This window comes from Rhodovulum bhavnagarense (genome assembly GCF_004343505.1).
Classification (GTDB): domain Bacteria; phylum Pseudomonadota; class Alphaproteobacteria; order Rhodobacterales; family Rhodobacteraceae; genus Rhodovulum; species Rhodovulum bhavnagarense.
Map to the genome: position 1 here is coordinate 26,717 of NZ_SLXU01000011.1, position 16,962 is coordinate 43,678.

A 16,962-nucleotide genomic window follows, 5' to 3' on the forward strand; every position below is an offset into this window, starting at 1 on the left:
GCGGCACGCGGTGGTCAAGCGGGATATTCCTAACAGACGCCCAAGACCGCCTCGCCCCGGAGCGGCGCCCCATAAGGGGCTCCGCATCTTCCCGAAGATGAAAAAACCCACCCAAAAACAACTTATGGCAGCGTCATTTTCAATTTTCGCGATAACGATATAAAATATTTTCGCGCTTTACTTGATCAGGAAATCTGCAAGATCAGCGCCGGCGTTCAATGCCTCCTCCAGCCATTTGGGTCGGCGTCCGCGCCCGCTCCAGGTTTCAGAGGCGTTTTCAGGATTGCGATATTTCGCGGCCGCTTTCACGCGCCGCGCTTTCATGCGAACGATCTCATCCAGCGTAAAACCAAGTTCTCGCGCTTTCGCTTCAAGCTCGGCACGCGCCTCGGCTTTCTTGCGTTGCTGGAAGGATTCGATTGCCGCATCGACGTCTTTGCGCAGGGCCTTGAGTTCATCCAGCGAAAGCTTTTCCAAGTTCTTCATTTCTCAAATTACTCCTTTTTTCGCGGTCCGTTTATAGATCGGAACGGAAAGTGAAAAGATTATTCATCACTGAATCACGAAAAAGCAATGAAAATCAACAGACGGAAAAACGCCACCTCGAACGGAAAAGGGCGGCCCCTCTGGCCGCCCTTTTCAAACCGATATGAACGGCCGCGCAGCGTGTCGCGCCGCCGATTCCCGCCGATCAGTCAGCGCTGGTCGTGGTCGTGGTCGTGGTGGTGCCACCGTCGTTATTGGCAATGACCGCCAGGGTCAGCAGACCGGCAGCCGCCGCAGCCGCAACCGGGGCACCGACAAGGGCGCCGGTCGCGGTCGTCGTGGTGGTCGTGGTGGTGGTCGTCGTGGTCGTAGCGGCGTCCTGCGCCTGGGTGGACACGGTCATCTTGGTGGCCTCACCAGCAAAGCCGGTGGAAGCGACAGTCAGCCCGAGAACGGAGGCCGCAATGGTCTTGGTCAGGTTCATCATATATCTCCTTGCGCAAAGAGAAGGGTTATCCCTCGGCGTGAGAGATAGCACGAATTCGCCCGCACGCAAATCTTTCAGCAACAGGTCGCCAAACCTGCGCCTGTCCGCCTAGCCTTTCAGCAACACCAGGCCGATATGGCCGATATCGGGGCTGACCCAATGCCGCCCGGCGCGGATTCTTCCGTCGCGTTCAAGCCAGTAGAGGTTCTCGAACTCGGCACCTGCACCAATGCAGTGTTCGGTGATGCGCGTCACGGGCAGGATTGTACCGGCAATTTCCAGCCGGTCAGGTTCGCGCCCGGTCACCTCGCAACGATAAGTGCGGGTATAAAGATGACCAAGCCCATCAATATAACGATGAACCCGCGCGGCCTCGGAAACCGAGGGATCGCGCAGCATCCGCAAGATATCCACGACATCCGCACTCATCAAATCATTGCCCAATGCGCGGGTCGCCACAAGAACGCCCTCGCGCAGGGTGATCGTGGCGCTATCGGCAGAGGACCATGTCTGATAGGGGCCATTGGCCGCCAGGAAGGCAAGCCGCGCAAAGGTGCCGCGCGATTCGATCTCGGCCTGCAAGATCGGCCCGGGCAGGGCATCAAGCTGTGCCCGGCTTAGCGGCTCCGGCACCGGCGTCGCTGGATTGCGGAGTTGCTGAAAAATGCCCTGCATATAGGCAAGGGTCACGTTGTTGTCCCGCTTGTAACTCTCGCATCCCGCCAAAACACCGATCAGTGCGGCAAGGGCCAGTACCGTGAACCGTTTCATCGCCAGAACCGCCCCCACTCGTCGGACAGTTCGTTCTGGTGATACTCGCTCACCAGACCGTATAGCCGGTTGCGGACGGACAGCCGCGCGCCACCGTCACGGGTGACCGGGGTGATCGTGGTGCCAAAGGTCTTGCGCGACGATGTCCCCGCGACCCAGGAGAACGGGATCGTCAGCCGGATACCCTTGTCGAAAGAGCCTTCGCCGAAGGTGTCGAAAGGCACGTCGGTAAGCGTGGCATAGGCACCGACCTGCCAGCCATTGTCAAAGCTGCGATTGATCGAAAGGGTCGCCCCCCAATCCCCCGCAAGATAACGGCCCACGTCGATCTGCCCGGTGAAATCGTCCCACAGATCGACATAGGCAGAGGCATGGCCGGTCAACACGTCGTAATCGCGAAATCCGAGTCCCTTGTCGAAATCGCGCTGGCGGGCGTAGTTCAGTTCAAGCCCAAGCCCCAGCCGCTGATCGACCGGTTTCCACAACACCTCGCCAGAGATGCCGCCATACATCGTCTCAAGATAGCCCAGCGTCATCCGGGTATAGAAATCGGGGCCGATTTTTCCGAATTTTTCGAAAGTCAGGTACTGGACACCCAGATCGCCACCCTGCCGATCGTATTCGATGAAATCCGAACGCACATGAGGCAATACGGAATTCGAAAGCCGCGTGGCCTGGTCGAGATTTCCCACCAACTTGGCCCGCAACGCGCCGGACAAGACCGCACCGGGGGCCAGGTCGTAATCGGCTTGCAGTTGCAGGCCGATATCTGCCCGGATCGGATTTTCCGGGTCAAACAGCGACAAGGCCGAATAACTGCCCAGCCCCCAGCTGAATCTCGGATAGCGCCCGGGCACGAATACCTCGCCATCGCCACGCATCGGCGCGGCGTCGAACCCGGCACGCTGATATGCGAACCTGTAGCCTGCGGGGGCGTGCTCCAACTCTTCCAGGTCGCTGCGCCGGATCGTGACCATCGAGAGAGGCAAACCCTGTACCGTGGGCACGATCTCGAACCGCTCGACCGAGGGCGGCAGGCTGAGCGCCATCAAACGGGCGACACGACCAATGGCCTGAGGTTCGTAATCGTATTTCCGATTGGTCAGCCGCACCCGCGCACGGCCACCATCCAGCGCGACAGACTGCACGTCATAGCCCTGTGATTCAAGGATGCTGACCAGCTTTTGACGTTCTGACGCAACGCGGCCCGCATCCACGATCCAGCCGGTATCACGTGGTCCGGGCGGTCGGGGCATCACCGCCATCGGCGCGGGATCGAGACTGCCTTCGATCACCGGGCGACGGGGGTTCAGCACGATCGCGCCACCGACCCCGACCATGTCGCCGTTCAGCACATGGGCAAATACCTGCCAGCCCGGCCGCGGCCGGTAGGTCACCCCGAAATTCAGAGGTGTGCGATGGTCATAGATGCCGCCCTGCACCTCGCCGGTATAGCCATCCGAGGAATATTCCGCGATCAGGCTCCATTTTTCGGAGGGGCGCCATTCCAGCCCGCCGAAAGGCGCCACGGGTCCCTTGAACCATTGGTCGATTTCCAGCGTTCCGCCACGTCCGACATCGCGCGGCGGGCGCGCACCGAACGGGCTGCCGATGTCGCCATGACTGCCCAGCCGTCCCCAACCCAGACCTGCCGTCGCACTCAGCCGCGACCCCAACATGCGGCTGAGAACGACATACTCGCCCGAATAGACGCCGGTGCCGATGAAATCACGCACCCCGACCGCGAGACCGGGCCAGAACTCGGTCTCTTCCATCAGCAGGAAGTGCAGGTCGAAACTGCGGTCGAAATACTCGGTCTGTGCAGGATCGTAGGCCGCGATATAACTATAGCGAAAGCTGCCAGTCAGGCGGGGCGTCAACTGGAAGCTCAGCGTGTTGCGGCGAAGATCCTCGTTGCCGAAAAACGTCAACGACAGATCGGCATCGTCCATGGCGCGCGCACTGGGCATGTCGATCAAACCGGGCAGGCCATAGGTGTTGAGCGTTCCCTGCGGCTGGGCCGCCGCCGCCCCTGCGCCGCAAAGAACCGACGCCGAGGCCAAAAGCAGGCACCGCAAACGGTCTTGCCACTGCGGAAGGATCGGTTTCAACGCTGCGCACTCCCCACGCTCCGGTTTCTCCCTACGCGAGAGACAGACCAAATCCAAGCGGCCAAAGCCACGCTGGATGGCAAGCGCAGCGGCGATGCCACGGTGCGGCAATCGAGGCGGGCCGCTGGCTAGAGGATCTCGTCCTCGTCGAACAGTCGCTCGGCCTCGACCTCGGCGGTCCATGTATCGATACGATCTTCGGCATGGGCGGTCGAGGCAATGGCGGCCAGGTGAAAGACCGCGTTGCCCTCGTTGACAACGGGCAAGACCGCGCGGCCCACGATGATACCCGCCTCCGGGGCGATGATTGGGGCATCGACCTCGCCGAACGGGTCAGAAACGATCGCCAGCAGATCACCGGCATCGACCACGTCCCCTTCCGAGCGAAAGGTGCGCAACAGCCCCCCCTGTGGCGCGCGCAGCCAACGCGAATTGCGGCAGACCAACGGCGCGCGCCGCGCCCGCGGCACGCCGCGCGCCGGGATCATGGCACGGTCATGCAAGACCCGCAGGATACCCGAAACACCCGCCCGCACAGCGGTCTCGTCAAAGCGCAGCCCCTCACCCGCCTCGTAGAGAAGCATGCCGACCCCCTGCCCGTCCGCCACTTGCCTCAGCGACCCCTCGCGCAGCGCCGAGGGCAGGATCACCGGGGCGGCAAAAACCTCGGCCAGGCGCATCAGTTCGGGCTTGCCCGGCGCCACGCGCACCTGCGGCAGGTTGGTGCGATGGACCGCGGCGGAATGCAGGTCGATACCCAGGTCGGCGCGCAAGATCACCTCTTGCATCAGAAGATGCGCCAGCCGCGCGGCCATCGACCCCTCGGCAGAGCCGGGAAAACTGCGATTGAGGTCGCGGCGGTCCGGCAGGTAACGCGACAGGTTCAGGAAGCCGAAGGCATTGACGATCGGAATCGCGATCAGCGTTCCGCGCAACCCGTCCAGCGCCGGCAGGCTGAGAAGCCGGCGCACGATCTCGACCCCGATCACCTCGTCGCCATGCACGCCCGCGCTGACAAAGACGACAGGCCCCGCGCGGCGGCCGTGAATCACATGGGCGGACATGGTGACCGGCGTGTGATCCGACAGCACCGAGACCGGCAGGTCAACGGTGCGCCGGGTGCCGGGGGCGATGTTCACGCCGCCCAGGATGAACCCACCGCGCGGCGTCACGGGACAAAGGGAAATGTACGTCGCATGATTCCGCGATAGCGCCGCAGGGGGGCGGCTGACAAGGGGATGCATCGTATGACGACAGTGTTTTACCGAGGAAAGATGGCGGGCTGCGGCTCGGGCCGGCCATCGCGCCCCTCGCGGGCCGCTTCACCGTCCCCGCATCGCCCCGCGCGATTGCCCGATGCGCCGCGCCAAGGTCTCTGATGCTTGACCCGGGATCATACAGCAGGCATGTCCTTTTCATGCTGATCTACAAGATATTCCGCCGTTCCGAATGGGATGCCTTTCGCGCCGCCGGGCGCACCGCCGGCGCGCCGGTGGACCTAGCCGACGGTTTCATTCACCTCTCGACCGCAGAGCAGGTGACCGGTACCGCCGAGAAACATTTCGCGGGCGAAAGCGACCTGGTGCTGGTTGCGGTGACGGCCGATGCGTTGGGCGACGCGCTGAAATGGGAGACCTCGCGCGGCGGCGCGCTGTTTCCCCATCTTTACCGCGAAATGCGGGTGGCCGACGTGGTGTGGGACAAGTCCCTGCCGCTGGGGGCTACCGGACATATCTTTCCCGAGGGCGTGGTATGACGATGCTGGAACGGCTGGGCCTGGCGGCCTTTCACCGGATGGACCCGGAACGCGCGCATAACCTGTCGCTGGCGGCGCTGAAAACCGGGCTGGTGCCGCTGCCGGGGCGGCTGAGTTCGCCACGGCTGGCCACCGACCTGGCGGGACTGGCGCTGGCCAACCCGGTTGGTTTGGCCGCGGGCTATGACAAGAACGCCGAGGCGCTGGCGCCGCTGGCGCGCGCGGGTTTCGGTTTTATCGAGGTGGGGGCCGCAACGCCCCTGTCACAGCCGGGCAACCCGCGCCCGCGCCTGTTTCGATTGGCCGAGGACCGCGCCGCGATCAACCGCTTCGGCTTCAACAATGATGGCATGGTGGCCATCGGCGCGCGGCTGGCCACCCGGCCCGAGGGCGCCGTGATCGGCCTGAACCTGGGCGCCAACAAGACCAGTGCGGATCGCGCCGCCGATTATGCCGCGGTGTTGGCCCATTGCGGCGCATATGTGGATTTCGCCACCGTCAATGTCTCCTCGCCCAATACCGAGAAACTGCGCGACCTTCAGGGCCGCGCCGCCCTGTCGGCACTGCTGGCCGGAGTGATGGAGGCCCGCGCCCGGCTGGAGAGACCGTTTCCCGTTTTCCTCAAGATCGCCCCCGACCTCGACGAGGCGGAACTGGCCGACGTGGCCGAGGTAGCGCTGCAAAGCGGGATTTCCGGGCTGATCGCCACGAATACAACGCTGGCGCGCACCGGGTTGCACAGCCCTCACCAGGTGGAAACCGGCGGGCTCTCCGGCGCACCGCTCTTTGAACGCTCGACCCGCGTGCTGGCACAGCTCTCCGGGCTGACCGGCGGGCGGCTGCCGATCATCGGTGTCGGCGGCATCGGTTCGGCCGAGGACGCCTATGCAAAGATCCGCGCAGGTGCCAGCGCCGTGCAACTCTATACCGCGCTGGTCTATGGCGGCCTCAGCCTCGTGCGCGAGATCGTCGAGGGGCTGGATACCCTGCTTGCCCGCGACGGGTTCGCAAACGTGGCCCAGGCCGTTGGCACGTGCCGGCACGAATGGACATGACCGGCGCCTTTCCGGGCTAGCCTTGCGGGCGGGGGAAAAATAGCCCTAGCGCTCTGCCTGCGCTTCCAGCGCAGGATAGCGCAGGCCCAACGTCACGGCGCGCGCGACAAACGATACCAGGAAGGCGACCCAAAGCCCGTGATTGCCAAGGGCCGGCACCAGCGCGGCCACCGTCGCGGCATAGATCAGCACCGACAACAGCATCATGTTGCGCATGTCGCGCGTGCGGGTGGCCCCGATGAAAATCCCGTCCAGCATCCAGGACGCAAGCCCAAGCAACGGTGCGGCGACCATGTAGGGCAGGAAATCGCGCGCGGCCTCGCGCACGGGCTCGGCCGTGGTCATGGTATCGATGATCGCGCCCCCGAATAGCGCAAAGACCAAGGCCAGCCCCACGCAACTGAGAAGACCCCAAAACGATGTCATCAACGCGGCTTGTCTCAGTGCCGCGCGCATCCGCGCGCCCAGTGCCTGCCCCACCAGCGCCTCGGCGGCAAAGGCGAACCCGTCCAACGCGTAGGCCGTAATTTGCAGGAATTGCAAAAGGATCTGGTTGGCCGCCAGCGGCACATCGCCGAAATCGGCGCCGAGGAACAGGAAAGAGACGAAAATCCCCTGCAACAGCAGCGACCGGATCAGGATATCGGTATTGACGCCGGCCATATGGCGCAGCCGCGCGGGATCGAATACCCGCGCCCGGTCGCACCAAGCCCCGCCACTGAAAGCGCCCCTGCACATCCAAAGGCCCAGCGCGGCCCCCGACCACTCGGCCAGGAAGGTCGCGGCCGCAACCCCCGGCACACCCCAGTCGAATCCCAGCACGAACAGCAGGTCCAGCGCGATGTTCAGCCCGTTCATCCATAGCTGGATGACCAGAACCGCACGGGTGCGTTCCTGCGCGATCAGCCAGCCGGTGATGCCGTAGATCGCGATCGCGGCCGGGGCCGACCAGATGCGGATCGCCATGTACTGACGGGCCAGCGTCTCGACCTCGGGGCTGGCCGGCGACACGATGAAGGCGCCTGCGAAAAGCGGCGCCTGCAACAGGATCATCCCCAGACCGGCGACGCCGCCGATCATCAGCGCACGCGACAGCATCGCGTCGACCTCGGCATGGTCGCGCGCGCCCCAGGCTTGCGCGGTCAGGCCCGTGGTGCCCATCCGCAAAAAACCGAAAATCCAGTAAAGCGCCGAAAGGATGATCGCGCCGATCCCAACAGCGCCGATCGGTGCTGCTTCGCCCAACTGGCCCACGACGCCGGTATCGACCGCACCCAGGATCGGCACGGTGGCATTCGCCAAAACGATCGGAAGCGCGATCGCCAGAACCCGACGGTGGGTCAGCGCGGGCCCGGCCCGAAAAACCGTCTCAGTCATCGCGCGATGGCATCAGGAAATGGCCGGTGGCCTGCGCGAACAGCCGGGCGCGGTTATCCTGCCAGCCCTCGACATGGACGCTGGCATAGCGCCGCCCCGACCGGTTGACGCGGGCCCGCGCATAGGCGTCGCGCGGTAGCCCCGGCCGCAAGTAATCGACGGTGAAATCGATCGTCTTGGGCAGGCGCGGAAGCGTTTCGGGCGTCAACCCCCGCGGGTCGATCACGCCCGATTCCATGTCGTCCCATATCAGCGCCCATGACAGCCCGATGATCGCGGTAGCCTCAAGGAAGGCAGCCGTCACACCGCCATGCAGCGCGGGCAATAGCGGGTTTCCGATCAGCTTGTCATCATAGGGCAGGATCGCGGTCAGCTCGTCCCCGCGCCTTTCGAACTCGATCCCGAGGAATTGCATGTAGGGCACGCCACGCACCAGCGCCGACAGCGCCGCATCCCGGCGTTGCTTGATCACTTGGACGGGTTCGGGGGCACGGCGGGTCATGTCCGCTGTGCTTTCGGCCGTTCGACGGTAAAGGCCCCCGAGGCGGTGGCCACGGGGTTGTCGCGATCCTCGTCCATCGCGGTGGCCCGCACGAAAGCCACCGAGCGGGTGACGTGATAGCATTCTGCCCGCGCGGTGATGCGCTGACCCGGCGTCGCCGCGCGCATGTAATCGATGCGCAGGTCGATGGTCGCGGTGCCCTGCGGTCCCGTGGGATGGCACATCACCGAGGCACCACCACACGTATCCAGCAACGCCGAAACCGCACCGCCCGAGATGACACGGCTGCGGGGATCGCCGACCAGGCGCTCGTCATAGGGCATCGATATCTCGGCCACCCCGTTACCGATCTCCTCCACCTGCATCGAAAGCGCGCGCGAATGCGGTATCGCCTGGATGAACTGCCGCGCGATGCGGGCCTTGTCGTCACTCATGGACCTGTCCTTTCAGCCCCGGATAATGACCCTTGCTTTTCGTGCTGCAAGCGCTAATTTCTGCTATTGCGAACCATTCTCATATATGAGGCACCATGGCCACCAATATCTGGACCCCGGGCAATACCTTGCTTCGTGCCGGACTGTCCCTGCCGGGACCGGTTCGGTACGGCCGTCTGGTCGTGGTGCTGGTCCTTGTTGCGCTGGCCCTTGCGCCGGGGGAACTGGGGGCACTGACCCGAAGCCTGATGACCGATGCCTATGTGCAGGTCAGTGTCTTCGTGGCGGCGACGCTATTGCTGTTTTACGGCTCGGAACGGGTATTCAAATACGACCTGGGCAACGCGTTGCGCCGCGCCCGGCACTGGCAGGTCCCGATTGCCGCACTTCTTGGCGCGACGCCGGGATGCGGCGGCGCGGTGATCGTGGTCGCCGCGTACAGTTCGGGCAATGCGGGCTTTGGGGCCGTGGTGGCCGCACTGACAGCCACCATGGGCGATGCGGCTTTCCTGCTGATTGCGACGCGGCCAGACGCGGCGGCGGTGGTTCTGCCGCTGTCGCTGGCGGTGGGCGTGATTTCCGGCTGGGTGGTGGACCGGGTCATCCCGAACGCACTGCCGGTACTGAAAGGCGCCTCTTGTAACATCGCCCCGCGCATCGGGCGGCTGCGTCCGCGCGATATCGCCTACCTGCTGCCGGTCGTGCCGGGGCTCGTGGCGGGTGTTGCACAGGTTGCACAGGCGGAAATCGACACGATCCTGGGGCTGCCGGTCAACGCCCTTGCCCTGATCGGCACGGCGCTGGGTCTTTTCATCTGGGCCACCTCGCCGGTTACCGCGATGACCAACTCCCACGACGCCCCCCTCACCCGCATGGCCGAGGAAACCAGCTTTATCTCGGTCTGGGTGATCGGCGCCTACCTCGCCTACGATTACGTGGCAACCTTTGCAGGGATTGATATCGGCGCCCTGTTTGACGGCGTGACGCCGCTCTTGCCGCTGATCGCCATTGCCATAGGCTTCGTTCCCGGCTGCGGCCCTCAGGTTCTGGTTGCAACGCTCTACCTCAACGGGGCAATCCCCTTTGCCGCGCTGATCGGCAACGCGATTTCGAACGACGGCGACGCGCTGTTCCCGGCCATCGCAGTCAACCCTCGCGCGGCGATCCTGGCAACGCTGTGCTCGGCGGTTCCCGCGATAGCCGTGGGATATGGGTTCCACTTCCTCGCACCGGGTTTCATGAACTGATTTGCCCCGCGCGTCAAAACGGCCTAGCTAGACGCAGATCACCATGGAACAAGCCGATGCGAGACGAGCACCTCAGCTTCAAGGAGATGTGTGCGAAGTTCGACGTGACCCCGCGCACCCTGCGCTACTACGAGTATATCGAGCTTTTAAGTCCCGAAAAGGATGGGCGCACACGCTGGTACACCCCGCGCGAAGTGGCACGCATGACACTGATCCTGCGCGGCCGGCGCTTTGGGTTCAGCCTTGAAGAAATCCGCCAGTGGCTTCTGCTTTATGACGTCAAGGGCACCGAGGCACAGATGACCGCGCTGATCGGCATGGCCGACCGCCAGCTTGCGGCACTCAAAGAACAGCGCGCGCAACTGGACCAGTCCATCGACGACTTGCAGACCCTTCGCGACGATGTGGCCGCCGGACGGGTATGACCCGACGTCCTCGCACCTCGTGACGCAGCGTTACGTTTACGTCAACGTCACCTCTGACTGTATCCTGTGAAAAAGGCGCGGCGACGTCGCGCAGAAACCGCCAGGACACAGCATGAGCGATCGTGACATGACCATTCGCGACATGTGCGACACCTTCGGGGTGACGCCGCGCACGCTACGATTCTACGAGGACAAGGAATTGCTGGCGCCGCGCCGCGAGGGACAGAAACGGCTGTATTCGCGCCGCGACCGGGCGCGGCTGTCACTGATCCTGCGCGGCAAGCGGTTTGGTTTCAGCCTCGAACAGGTGCGCCAGCTGCTTGACCTCTATGACCGCGGCCACGGCAAGGAGGCCCAGTTGCGCCAGACCTACGAGCTGGCCCTGGAGCGGCTGGCCGACATGGAACGCCAGCGCGCCGAACTGGACGAGGCAATCGCCGAATTGAAACGGGAACTGGCCTGGGGCGCCGGGAAACTGGCGGAATTCGCCCGCATGCGCGCCGCCGAATAATCCAGGCTCGACATCCAGGGCCGACCAGCAGTCAAGGGAGGACTTTCATGCCGATCTACACGCCGCCCACCGAGGACATGCAATACCTCCTGCACGAGGTTATGCGGATCAGCCAATCCGGCATCCCCGGCTATGACGATCTTGACCGCGCTTTCACCGCGGCCGTGCTTGAGGAGGCCGGGAAGATCTCGGCCGAGGTGCTGGCGCCGCTGAACACCGTCGGCGACCGGCAGGGCTGCACCCTGGCAAACGGCGCCGTGCGCACGCCCGAGGGATTCAAAGCCGCCTATGACCAGATGTGCGAGGGCGGCTGGATCGGGCTGGACGCCGATCCAGAATACGGCGGACAGGGCATGCCCTACCTGTTGAACATCGCGGTGGGCGAAATGTTCGTATCCGCCAACATGGCCTTCAACATGTACCAGGGCCTGACCCATGGTGCGATCTCGGCTATCCATGCCCATGGCTCGGACGAGCAAAAGGCGACCTACCTGCCCAGGATGATTGCGGGAACATGGTCGGGCACGATGAACCTGACCGAGCCGCAATGCGGCACCGACCTGGGCCTGATCAAGACGCGCGCCGAACCGCAGGGTGACGGCAGCTACGCGATCACCGGCACCAAGATATGGATCTCGGCGGGTGAACATGACCTGACCGAAAACATCGTTCACCTCGTGCTGGCGAAAATCCCGGACGGCCCCGATGGTGTAAAGGGCATCTCTCTGTTCATCGTGCCGAAATTCCTGCCCGATGCGGACGGCAATCCGGGGCAGCGCAACGCGCTGGAATGCGTCGGCCTGGAACACAAGATGGGCATCCACGGCAATGCCACCTGCGTGATGAGCTATGAGGGCGCCACCGGTTTTCTGGTGGGCGAGGAGCACAAGGGCATGCGCGCGATGTTCACCATGATGAACGAGGCGCGGATCGGCGTGGGCCTGCAGGGCTATGCCCAGGGTGTGGTGGCCTACCAGAACGCGCTGGACTGGGCGCGCGAACGCTTGCAGGGCCGCGCCGTCAACGGGCTTGCCAATCCCGACGGCCCGGCGGATTCGATCATGGTCCACCCCGACGTGCGGCGGAACCTCATGCACCAGAAAAGCTTTGTCGAGGGGGCGCGCGCCTTTGCCTTCTGGGGGGCGGAAATGATCGACCGCGCCCACCGCGCGGGTGACGCGCAGGCCGAGGCGCTGATTTCCCTGTTGACCCCGGTCATCAAGGGCTTCCTCACCGACAAGGGGTTCGAGACCACGGTGCTGGCGCAACAGACCTATGGCGGCACCGGCTTTACCCGCGATGCGGGCGCCGAGCAATTCGTGCGCGATGCGCGCATCACCATGATCTACGAGGGCACCAACGGCATCCAGTCGCTGGACCTGGTCGGCCGCAAGCTGGGCCAGAACGGTGGACAGGCGGTCATGGCGTTCTTCGACCTGGTGAAAGGCTTCATCAAGGAAAACGAGGCGGACGAAGAACTGAAGGCCGATTTCCTGGACCCGCTGAAAGCGGCGTCCAAGGACCTGCAAGAGGCCACGATGTATTTCATGGCCGAGGGCATGAAGAACCCCGCCAACGCACTGGCCGGCAGCTACGACTTCCTGCACCTGTTCGGCCATGGCTGCCTGGGACTGATGTGGGCAAAGATGGCCCGCGCCTCGCGCGCCGCCCTTGCGGCGGACACGGACAACCCCGCCTTTCATGAAACCAAGCTGGCGACCGGGCGCTACTACATGGCCCGCCACCTGCCTGCCACAACCTTGCACCTGGCCAGGATCAAGAGCGGAGCCGACACCGTCATGGCACTGGACGCCGCCGCGTTCTGAACTCGCCCGACCGGAGGAAAAGATGCCGAAACGCTTTCGCCTGACCCGCCGCTTCAACGCCGCCATGACCGAGGACGGCTACCGCCGGCTGCGCCGCTTCGCGCAAGAGGCCGGGCTGGAAGAAGGGGAGGCGTTGTCTTTCATCTTCGAGAATTTCGACAGCGTAACGGACCAGGATAACCTGACCCACCGGCTGCGGCTGTTCAATTCCGAGCTTGAAGCGCGCAAGCGATGACCACAGTGCGATGCGCCCACCCCCGGTCGTGGCGCCATGGGTATTTAAACCAAGAAGAACAGGGAAAGGCAGCCCCCCGTCCTCGCGGCATCCCGGATCGTCACCGGGGAAGAGGCGCGGGGCGGGGGGCCTTCTCCTTGGGCGGTCATCGGCTCCCCAGCCTGTACCGCGACTCGATCATGGGGCAGGTGAGCTTAACATGGGGTTACCACGCACCGCCTCGGCTTCTTCTTGGTTTAGATACCCATGTCGGCACGCAACCACCGAGACCACCGTCGACCGGAAGACAGACCCCGAAAGAGAGGCATACATGACCGACGCCTATATCTACGACGCGATCCGAACACCGCGCGGCAAGGGCCGCAAGGATGGCAGCCTGCACGAGGTTACCGCCCTGCGCCTGTCGGCACTGGTGCTGGATGGGCTGATCGCGCGCAACGGCCTGACCGGCAACGAGCTGGAGGACGTGATCTGGGGTAACGCCACCCAGGTTGGCGAGCAGGGCGGATGCCTGGCGCGCAGCGCGGTGCTGGCCTCGGGGCTGGCCGAATCCGTGCCGGGGCTGTCGATCAACCGGTTCTGCGCGAGTGGGATGGAGGCCGTGAACCTGGCCGCCAACCAGGTGCGCGCGGGCGCGGGCCAAGCCTATATCGCCGGCGGGGTGGAAATGATGGGCCGCGTTGCCATGGGCAGCGACGGCGCGGCCATCGCGGTCGATCCCAGCCTGGCGATGAAATCCCATTTCGTGCCGCAGGGCATTTCCGCCGACATCATCGCCACCGAATACGGGTTCACCCGCAAGGATGTGGACGCGCTGGCGGTCGAAAGCCAGCGCCGCGCCGCGCAATCCTGGGCGGAGGGACGATTCGACAAGTCCATCCTGCCGGTACGCGATGTGAACGGGCTGACCATCCTGGAGCGCGACGAATACATGCGGCCCGGCACCGATATGGACAGCCTCGGCGCGCTGAAGCCGTCTTTCAAGGAGATGGGCGAGGTCATGCCCGGCTTTGACCAGGTGGCGATACTGAAATACCCGCATCTTGAACGGATCGAACATGTGCACCATGCGGGCAACTCGTCCGGGATCGTCGACGGGGCGGCGGGCGTTCTGGTGGGGAACAAGGCGTTTGGCGATGCACTGGGTCTGAAACCCCGCGCACGTATCCGTCAGACCTGCAAGATTGGCACAGATCCGACCATCATGCTGACCGGCCCCGTGCCCGCGACGGAAAAGGTTCTGCGCGATGCGGGGATGCAGATTTCCGACATCGACCTGTTCGAGGTGAACGAGGCCTTTGCCGCCGTCGTGCTGCGCTTCATGCAGGCCTTTGACGTGGACCCGGCCATGGTGAACAAGAATGGCGGCGCCATCGCCTTGGGCCACCCGCTGGGCGCCACCGGCGCAATCATCCTGGGAACCCTGCTGGACGAGCTGGAGCGTTCGGACAAGGAAACCGGGCTGGCCACGCTTTGCGTTGCCTCCGGCATGGGCGCCGCCACCATCATCGAACGCGTGTGAGGGAGAGACCGATGACTGATTTCACCTACTCCGTCGACGCGGACGGCGTCGCCACCATCACCTGGGACGTGCCCAGGCGCAGCATGAACGTCATGTCGCTGGCCGGCTTCCAAGAACTGGACGCCCATATCGACATCGCGCTGGCCGACGATTCCGTGAAGGGCGTCGTCATCACCTCTGCGAAGAAGGATTTCGCCGGGGGCATGGACCTGAACGTGATTGCCCGGATGCGCGACGAAGCCGGGGACGACCCCGCCCGCGGCCTGTTCGACGGCGTGATGTCCATGCACGCCATCCTGCGCAAGATCGAGCGCGCGGGCATGGACGAGCGCAACAAGGGCGGCAAGCCGATTGCCGCCGCCCTGCCCGGCACGGCGCTGGGCATCGGGCTGGAACTGCCGCTGGCCTGCCACCGGATCTTTGCCGCGGACAACCCGAAGGCCAAGATCGGCCTGCCGGAAATCATGGTCGGCATCTTTCCCGGCGGCGGCGGCACCACGCGGCTGGTGCGCAAGCTGGGCGCGATGGGGGCCTCGCAATTCCTGCTGGAGGGCAAGCTGGTCGACCCCAGGCGCGCGAAATCGGCCGGGCTCATCGACGAGGTTGCCGAGGACCCGGTGGCCGCGGCGAAAGACTGGGTTCTGTCGGGCCCGAAGATCGTCAAGCCCTGGGACGAAAAGGGCTACAAGATGCCCGGTGGCGCGCCCTATCACCCGGCGGGCTTCATGACCTTCCTCGGCGCATCGGCCATGGTGAACGGCAAGACCAAGGGCGTGTATCCGGCCGCCAGGGCGCTGCTGAGCGCGGTTTACGAGGGCGCGCTGGTGCCCTTCGACGCCGCGATCCGGATCGAGGCGCGCTGGTTCACCCATGTCCTGCTGAACCCGTCCTCGTCGGCGATGATCCGCGCGCTCTTCATCAACAAGGAGGCGTTGGAAAAGGGCGCCGTGCGGCCCGCGGACGTACCCGACCAGAAGGTGCGGAAACTGGGCATCATCGGCGCGGGCATGATGGGGGCGGGCATCGCGCTGGTCTCGGCCCAGGCGGGGATCGAGGTGGTGCTGATCGACCAGAGCCAGGAGGCCGCCGACAAGGGCCGCGCCTATACCCAGACCTACATGGACAAGGGGATCAAGCGCGGCAAGACGACCGAAGACAAGAAGGTCGAGGTGCTGTCGCGCATCACCGCCACCACCGATTACGCCGCGCTCAAGGGCTGCGACCTGGTGATCGAGGCGGTGTTCGAGGACCCCGCCATCAAGGCCGAGGTGACGCAACAGGTGCAGGCGGCCGTCGGCCCCGACTGCATCATCGCGACCAACACCTCCACCCTGCCGATCACCGACCTTGCCCGCGCCGCCGACCGGGCGGAGGATTTCATCGGCATCCATTTCTTCAGCCCGGTCGAAAAGATGCTGCTGGTGGAAATCATCAAGGGCAAGGCGACCGGCGACCGCGCCGTCGCCAAGGCCCTGGATTTCGTCCGGCAAATCCGCAAGACGCCCATCGTCGTGAACGACGCGCGCTTCTTCTACGCCAACCGCTGCATCATCCCCTACCTGAACGAGGGCATCCGCATGGTCGGCGAGGGCGTGCCCCCCGCCCTGATCGAGAATGCGGCAAAACTGGTCGGCATGCCGCTGGGGCCGCTGCAACTGGTGGACGAAACCTCGATCGACCTCGGCGTCAAGATCGCCCGGGCCACGCGCGCTGCGATGGGCGACGCCTACCCGGACGGCGCCGTGGACGAGGTGTTGTTCTGGCTGGCCGACCAGGGCCGGATGGGCCGCAAGGCCAGGGCCGGGTTCTATGCCTATGACGAGGCGGGCAAGCGCACCGGGCTGTGGGACGGTCTGGCGGCGCAATACCCGCAGGCCAGTGACCAGCCCGACCTGTCAGAGGTGCAGCATCGCCTGCTCTTTGCCCAGGTGCTGGAGGCCGTGCGCGCCCTGGAAGACGGCGTGCTGATGGATATCCGCGAGGGCGATGTTGGCGCGATCCTCGGCTGGGGCTTCGCACCCTGGTCGGGCGGGCCGCTCAGCTGGCTGGACATGATCGGCGCGGCACGGGCGGTCGGGATCTGCGACGATCTGGCGGCCCGCCATGGCCCCCGCTTTGCCGCGCCCGCCCTGCTGCGCGAGATGGCGGAAAAGGGCCAGACCTTCTACACCCGCTTCGCCCCCGACGCCCAGGCGGCCTGACGCAAGGGGCGCCCGC

At 64.7% G+C, this 16,962-nt stretch carries 17 protein-coding genes; 9 read left to right on the forward strand and 8 right to left on the reverse strand.

Annotation, left to right across the window (positions count from 1 at the left end):
• Window positions 1-177 precede the first annotated feature (177 nt).
• From EV663_RS11070 to EV663_RS11090, 5 genes are all read right to left on the reverse strand, one after another.
• A complete protein-coding gene (locus EV663_RS11070; RefSeq protein WP_132951867.1) occupies window positions 178-486 on the reverse strand; it encodes an H-NS histone family protein in 309 nt (102 codons plus the stop codon).
• A gap of 205 nt (window positions 487-691) precedes the next feature.
• A complete protein-coding gene (locus EV663_RS11075) occupies window positions 692-970 on the reverse strand; it encodes a hypothetical protein (protein ID WP_132951868.1) in 279 nt (92 codons plus the stop codon).
• Between the two features lie 111 nt (window positions 971-1,081).
• The gene (locus EV663_RS11080) at window positions 1,082-1,744 is read right to left on the reverse strand and encodes a YjbF family lipoprotein (RefSeq protein WP_132951869.1); all 663 of its coding nucleotides are present in this window, start codon (window positions 1,742-1,744) and stop codon (window positions 1,082-1,084) included.
• A complete protein-coding gene (locus EV663_RS11085; protein ID WP_165910182.1) occupies window positions 1,741-3,855 on the reverse strand; it encodes a YjbH domain-containing protein in 2,115 nt (704 codons plus the stop codon). Before EV663_RS11085 ends, EV663_RS11080 begins: the two co-directional genes overlap by 4 nt.
• 128 nt (window positions 3,856-3,983) lie before the next feature.
• The gene (locus EV663_RS11090; protein ID WP_243697947.1) at window positions 3,984-5,027 is read right to left on the reverse strand and encodes a succinylglutamate desuccinylase/aspartoacylase family protein; all 1,044 of its coding nucleotides are present in this window, start codon (window positions 5,025-5,027) and stop codon (window positions 3,984-3,986) included.
• Between the two features lie 245 nt (window positions 5,028-5,272).
• Between EV663_RS11090 and EV663_RS11095 the strand changes: the two genes are divergently transcribed.
• Both EV663_RS11095 and EV663_RS11100 read left to right on the forward strand, forming a co-directional pair.
• Entirely contained in the window at window positions 5,273-5,611 is a 339-nt protein-coding gene (locus EV663_RS11095; protein WP_132951872.1) for a DUF952 domain-containing protein, read from the forward strand.
• On the forward strand, window positions 5,608-6,666 hold the full coding sequence (locus EV663_RS11100; protein WP_132951873.1) for a quinone-dependent dihydroorotate dehydrogenase: 1,059 nt from the start codon (window positions 5,608-5,610) through the stop codon (window positions 6,664-6,666). The genes EV663_RS11095 and EV663_RS11100 overlap by 4 nt, the downstream gene beginning before the upstream one ends.
• 45 nt (window positions 6,667-6,711) lie before the next feature.
• On the opposite strand, the gene EV663_RS11105 is transcribed toward EV663_RS11100, so the two are convergent.
• The 3 genes from EV663_RS11105 to EV663_RS11115 are packed head-to-tail and all read right to left on the reverse strand — an operon-like array spanning window position 6,712 to window position 8,979.
• Window positions 6,712-8,043: an MATE family efflux transporter gene (locus EV663_RS11105; protein ID WP_132951874.1), complete on the reverse strand. Its 1,332-nt coding sequence runs from the start codon at window positions 8,041-8,043 to the stop codon at window positions 6,712-6,714.
• Window positions 8,036-8,545, reverse strand: a complete 510-nt coding sequence (locus EV663_RS11110) for a PaaI family thioesterase (RefSeq protein WP_132951875.1) — start codon at window positions 8,543-8,545, stop codon at window positions 8,036-8,038. Before EV663_RS11110 ends, EV663_RS11105 begins: the two co-directional genes overlap by 8 nt.
• Complete coding sequence (locus EV663_RS11115; protein ID WP_132951876.1) at window positions 8,542-8,979, reverse strand: PaaI family thioesterase; 438 nt, start codon at window positions 8,977-8,979, stop codon at window positions 8,542-8,544. The genes EV663_RS11110 and EV663_RS11115 overlap by 4 nt, the downstream gene beginning before the upstream one ends.
• Window positions 8,980-9,074: 95 nt before the next feature.
• On the opposite strand from EV663_RS11115, the gene EV663_RS11120 reads away from it, so the two are divergent.
• The 7 genes from EV663_RS11120 (at window position 9,075) to EV663_RS11150 (ending at window position 16,946) form a co-directional block, all read left to right on the forward strand.
• Window positions 9,075-10,226, forward strand: coding sequence for a putative manganese transporter (locus EV663_RS11120; protein ID WP_132951877.1), 1,152 nt, complete (start codon window positions 9,075-9,077; stop codon window positions 10,224-10,226).
• A 56-nt stretch (window positions 10,227-10,282) separates the two neighbouring features.
• Window positions 10,283-10,651: a MerR family transcriptional regulator gene (locus EV663_RS11125; protein ID WP_132951878.1), complete on the forward strand. Its 369-nt coding sequence runs from the start codon at window positions 10,283-10,285 to the stop codon at window positions 10,649-10,651.
• Window positions 10,652-10,763: 112 nt separating this feature from the next.
• The gene (locus EV663_RS11130; RefSeq protein ID WP_132951879.1) at window positions 10,764-11,162 is read left to right on the forward strand and encodes a MerR family transcriptional regulator; all 399 of its coding nucleotides are present in this window, start codon (window positions 10,764-10,766) and stop codon (window positions 11,160-11,162) included.
• A gap of 47 nt (window positions 11,163-11,209) precedes the next feature.
• Window positions 11,210-12,988, forward strand: coding sequence for an acyl-CoA dehydrogenase C-terminal domain-containing protein (locus EV663_RS11135; RefSeq protein ID WP_132951880.1), 1,779 nt, complete (start codon window positions 11,210-11,212; stop codon window positions 12,986-12,988).
• A 22-nt stretch (window positions 12,989-13,010) separates the two neighbouring features.
• Window positions 13,011-13,223 carry a hypothetical protein gene (locus EV663_RS11140; protein ID WP_132951881.1) on the forward strand — a complete coding sequence of 71 codons (213 nt, stop codon included), beginning with the start codon at window positions 13,011-13,013 and terminating at the stop codon, window positions 13,221-13,223.
• Window positions 13,224-13,533: 310 nt separating this feature from the next.
• The gene (locus EV663_RS11145) at window positions 13,534-14,745 is read left to right on the forward strand and encodes an acetyl-CoA C-acetyltransferase (RefSeq protein ID WP_132951882.1); all 1,212 of its coding nucleotides are present in this window, start codon (window positions 13,534-13,536) and stop codon (window positions 14,743-14,745) included.
• Window positions 14,746-14,756: 11 nt separating this feature from the next.
• Window positions 14,757-16,946, forward strand: a complete 2,190-nt coding sequence (locus tag EV663_RS11150; RefSeq protein WP_132951883.1) for a 3-hydroxyacyl-CoA dehydrogenase NAD-binding domain-containing protein — start codon at window positions 14,757-14,759, stop codon at window positions 16,944-16,946.
• Window positions 16,947-16,962 lie beyond the last annotated feature (16 nt).

What these genes read in the sequence shown, in the direction of transcription:
- EV663_RS11140 (WP_132951881.1), top strand. Translation starts at nt 13,011, where the DNA reads ATGCCGAAACGCTTTCGCCTGACCCGCCGCTTCAACGCCGCCATGACC.
- EV663_RS11145 (WP_132951882.1), top strand. Translation starts at nt 13,534, where the DNA reads ATGACCGACGCCTATATCTACGACGCGATCCGAACACCGCGCGGCAAG.
- EV663_RS11095 (WP_132951872.1), top strand. Translation starts at nt 5,273, where the DNA reads ATGCTGATCTACAAGATATTCCGCCGTTCCGAATGGGATGCCTTTCGC.
- EV663_RS11110 (WP_132951875.1), bottom strand. Translation starts at nt 8,545, where the DNA reads ATGACCCGCCGTGCCCCCGAACCCGTCCAAGTGATCAAGCAACGCCGG.
- EV663_RS11120 (WP_132951877.1), top strand. Translation starts at nt 9,075, where the DNA reads ATGGCCACCAATATCTGGACCCCGGGCAATACCTTGCTTCGTGCCGGA.
- EV663_RS11100 (WP_132951873.1), top strand. Translation starts at nt 5,608, where the DNA reads ATGACGATGCTGGAACGGCTGGGCCTGGCGGCCTTTCACCGGATGGAC.
- EV663_RS11135 (WP_132951880.1), top strand. Translation starts at nt 11,210, where the DNA reads ATGCCGATCTACACGCCGCCCACCGAGGACATGCAATACCTCCTGCAC.
- EV663_RS11125 (WP_132951878.1), top strand. Translation starts at nt 10,283, where the DNA reads ATGCGAGACGAGCACCTCAGCTTCAAGGAGATGTGTGCGAAGTTCGAC.
- EV663_RS11105 (WP_132951874.1), bottom strand. Translation starts at nt 8,043, where the DNA reads ATGACTGAGACGGTTTTTCGGGCCGGGCCCGCGCTGACCCACCGTCGG.
- EV663_RS11080 (WP_132951869.1), bottom strand. Translation starts at nt 1,744, where the DNA reads ATGAAACGGTTCACGGTACTGGCCCTTGCCGCACTGATCGGTGTTTTG.
- EV663_RS11075 (WP_132951868.1), bottom strand. Translation starts at nt 970, where the DNA reads ATGAACCTGACCAAGACCATTGCGGCCTCCGTTCTCGGGCTGACTGTC.
- EV663_RS11115 (WP_132951876.1), bottom strand. Translation starts at nt 8,979, where the DNA reads ATGAGTGACGACAAGGCCCGCATCGCGCGGCAGTTCATCCAGGCGATA.
- EV663_RS11130 (WP_132951879.1), top strand. Translation starts at nt 10,764, where the DNA reads ATGAGCGATCGTGACATGACCATTCGCGACATGTGCGACACCTTCGGG.
- EV663_RS11150 (WP_132951883.1), top strand. Translation starts at nt 14,757, where the DNA reads ATGACTGATTTCACCTACTCCGTCGACGCGGACGGCGTCGCCACCATC.
- EV663_RS11070 (WP_132951867.1), bottom strand. Translation starts at nt 486, where the DNA reads ATGAAGAACTTGGAAAAGCTTTCGCTGGATGAACTCAAGGCCCTGCGC.